General features: G+C 70.9%; 2 protein-coding genes. One reads left to right on the plus strand and one right to left on the minus strand.

Translation table 11 applies throughout. The features are described 5' to 3' along the window. The first annotated feature begins 58 nt into the window (after nt 1-58). The gene (locus ACWD35_RS45480; protein WP_451357177.1) at nt 59-733 is read left to right on the plus strand and encodes a helix-turn-helix domain-containing protein; all 675 of its coding nucleotides are present in this window, start codon (nt 59-61) and stop codon (nt 731-733) included. Nucleotides 734-796: 63 nt separating this feature from the next. Here the strand turns inward: ACWD35_RS45480 and ACWD35_RS45485 are convergent, their stop codons facing one another. Then, nucleotides 797-1264, minus strand: a complete 468-nt coding sequence (locus tag ACWD35_RS45485; protein ID WP_451357178.1) for a pyridoxamine 5'-phosphate oxidase family protein — start codon at nt 1262-1264, stop codon at nt 797-799. Nucleotides 1265-1407: the final 143 nt, after the last annotated feature.

The raw sequence follows: 1407 nt of genomic DNA on the forward strand, positions 1-1407 counted from the left end.
TGGAGACAATGCCCCGAACCGTCACGGTAGGTCTCGACGGCTCGCCCGAGAGCCGGCCATGAGTGAACAGACCAAAGCGAGCGCGGCGAAGGAGGTGCCGCTGGGCGACCTGGGCCGCCGCCTGGCCGCCCGGCGGGCACAGCTCGGCCTGACACGGAGGCAGACGGCCGCCCGTGCCGGCGTGGCCGCCGGCTACCTCCGGTACCTGGAGGAGCATCCCGGTGCCGTACCGGGCACCGGCGTGCTCCTCCGGCTGGCCGAGGTGCTGGAGACCACCGTGACCGAGCTGACCGGCGGTGCAGTCGACCTGCCACCCGGGCGCGGACGCGCCGGACGCGAACCCCGCTTCACCGAGATGGCACCGGGCGAGTGCCAGGTGCTGCTCGGCACGCACGGAGTGGGGCGACTGGCCGTACCCACCGCCACCGGGCCGGTGATCGTGCCCGTCAACTACAGCGTCGTCGACGATGGGATCGTCTTTCGGACCGCCCCGGGCTCGACACCGTCACTCGCGGCCGGGCAGCACGTGGCCTTCGAGGTCGACCGCATCGACGACGCCTTCAGCCAGGGCTGGAGCGTCCTGGTCCGTGGACACGCGGCAGCCGTGACGGACCCCCGAGAGCAGCAACAGTTCAACGAGCAGGCGTACAGCGCCCCTTGGGCGGGTGGGGAGCGTGACGTGTGGGTGCGCATCGAGCCCGACACGGTGACCGGGCGCCGGATCACGGTCTGAGAGCCGTTGGGGCGGTGTGCGTGTGGTGACACGTACGCCGCCCCAACCGTGCTCGTACGCCGCTCAGCTACGCTCCTGCGCTTGGTCCGACGCCTCGTCCCTCCCGGTGAGCAGCACCCCCGTGACCAGTTCGGGGCGGATGCGGACGGCCTGGTCCATGCCCTGCTGCGGCACCCAGGGATCCAACATCCCTCGTATGCGCGCCAGTTCGGCGGGATCGGTGACCAGGCGGGCGTAACCGGTGACCACCACGCTCCAGCCGAGGCGTGTGTCCAGGTCGATGGCGTCGGCCTCGTAGGCGACGACCACACCCGCGCTGTCGCTCTGCCGGGCATGCGAGGTCAGGGCCGCGCCCTCGTGCGTACAGATCACAATGTCACCGCCGTCCAGGATGTGGTTGACCGGGCGGACGGTGGGCAGCGCCTGCCGGGTGAAGACGACCCTGCCCAGGGGCACACTGCCGAGCAGGTGCAGTGCCTCGGCCCGGTCGAGGTCGATGCGGCGGTGCGGCGGATCGTGATCACGGATCATTGCGGGCTTCTTCTTCGCGGGTGCGCAGCTGCCTTCTCGGCGGATTCGGCGGAGCGACACCGCGGGGGATTCGGTGCCGCTCCTGGCTTCACTGTTGTCCATGGCCTTGTGCCTCTCCAGTGCCGTTCGGCCCTCGGTCCTCG

Source organism: Streptomyces sp. NPDC002671 (genome assembly GCF_053592475.1).